The sequence below is a fragment of the Caldisalinibacter kiritimatiensis genome, from assembly GCF_000387765.1.
GTDB classification, from domain to species: Bacteria; Bacillota; Clostridia; order Tissierellales; family Caldisalinibacteraceae; genus Caldisalinibacter; species Caldisalinibacter kiritimatiensis.
The window spans coordinates 1-1,258 of sequence record NZ_ARZA01000199.1; the positions used below are offsets into that span (position 1 = coordinate 1).

Consider the following 1,258-nt stretch of genomic DNA (forward strand, 5'->3'; position numbering starts at 1 on the left):
TTTATTTGCAACTTGGACATATATTTGTGTTGTTGATATATCAGAATGCCCTAACATTTCTTGTACTGATTTTAGGTCAGCACCATTTTGTAATAAATGAGCTGCAAAAGAATGACGCAATGTATGTGGTGTGATTTTTTTATTTATATTAGCTGTCTTTGTATAAGACTTAATTATTTTCCAAAAACCCTGTCTAGTTAATCTATTACCATGATAATTAACAAATAAAGCATTTTCATCAGACTTTTTAATGAGCTTATGCCTAAATTCACTACAGTACTTCTTTAAATATTCTATAGCAACATTACCTATAGGTATAGCTCTTTCATTTGAAGTAGTCTTTGAACAATATACATAACCCATTTCTAAATTTACATCTTCTATGTTCAAAGATACAAGCTCTGATACTCTAATCCCGGCTGCATATAAAAGTTCAAGCATAGTCCTATCTCTTAAGCCTTTAGTAGTTGTAGTATCAGGTTGTTGAAGTAATATTTCTACCTCTTTAGGTGTTAATATGTTAGGTATTTTCTTTTCTTGTTTGGGTGATTGTAAGTTTATAGTTGGGTCTCTAGTAATGATACCTTCATTTAGTAAGTACTGAAAGAAGGCTCTTAATGATGCTAGATTTCTTGATATAGTTGAAGTAGATCTCCCCTTTTTTTGTAAATGCATTAAATAAGTTAATATCATTGTTTTATTAACTGTTTTGACATCATCGTCTTTACTTAGATTTAAATGTTCTTTAAATTGTCTAATATCTCTTTGATATGAATCTAGAGTGTTTTGAGATAGCTCTCTTTCATCAGATAAATATTTAGTGAATTTATCTATATATATATTCATAAAAATTCCCCTTTATAATCTTTCTCGAGGATAATATTCAACATTAATTTTTAAATTCCTTCAAAAAAATTTATAATTATAAAATATAATGAGAATGTATAGATTAAAGTTTATAATGAACAGCTTATTCTATTATACATGTTTTCGAAAAAAATTAAAAGTAGTAAGTATAATCTAATCTTTCTGTAAGCTTAATTTAAAAAAATTATATAATTATTAATAATCCTATCCAAATAATATAGGAAATTACTTTTAAAATAATTGTACGATATTACAAAAGTGCAATTACCTTTAGGTGGTGCTGTATTACTGTTTAATTCTAGTATCTGTAAAAATGAATTAATAATTAAAGGGATTATTATACCTAAGATAAATAAAATGAAAAATATCCTAATAATCAAAAGTAAGAATT

At 25.8% G+C, this 1,258-nt stretch carries 1 protein-coding gene; it reads right to left on the bottom strand.

The window, feature by feature from the left end; all coding sequences use genetic code 11:
- The coding region (xerD, locus tag L21TH_RS08730; RefSeq protein ID WP_034429803.1) for a site-specific tyrosine recombinase XerD at nucleotides 1-846 on the bottom strand (846 nt) is incomplete at its 3' end.
- Between the last annotated feature and the right edge of the window lie 412 nt (nucleotides 847-1,258).